Annotated in this window: 1 protein-coding gene; it reads right to left on the minus strand. The window is 62.9% G+C overall.

Annotated features, from left to right (window positions below):
* Positions 1-431: sulfatase-like hydrolase/transferase (locus tag DVK06_RS18065; protein WP_147438201.1), on the minus strand; the 431-nt coding region annotated here is incomplete at both ends.

The following is a 431-nucleotide window of genomic DNA, read 5'->3' on the forward strand; positions in this document are numbered from 1 at the left end:
GACTCCGAACCGCTCGCGGTGTCTGTCTGGAATGTCGAGCGGTGCGTGTGGGTCACCGAGTTGGAGGTGTAGGAACCAGCGGTCGCGGTTGCTCATCCATTCGAGAGCCGTGTCGACCCGCTCTGTGGCGTCGGTGTACTTGATGTCGACCGACTGGAAGCGGTCGCCGACAGACTTGTCGGCCATCGGAATCGCGCTCACCATCCCCGTCTCGTAGCCCGCTGATTCGAGCAGGTCGGGGAGTGTTGGAACGTCCGAGCGCGGGCGGGTCGGGAACTGCTCTGACGAGAGGTCGCGCGGGTCAGAATCGAATCGACCACCGTGTTCGTGCGGATATCGGCCCGAGACGAGCGATGCAATGGATGGGAACGTCCACGGACTCGCAGCCGTCGCATTCGAAAACGACCGACCATCGAACGAATCGAGCGTGG

Origin of the sequence: Halorubrum sp. Atlit-28R, assembly GCF_003665955.1 — an archaeon.
Classification (GTDB): domain Archaea; phylum Halobacteriota; class Halobacteria; order Halobacteriales; family Haloferacaceae; genus Halorubrum; species Halorubrum tropicale.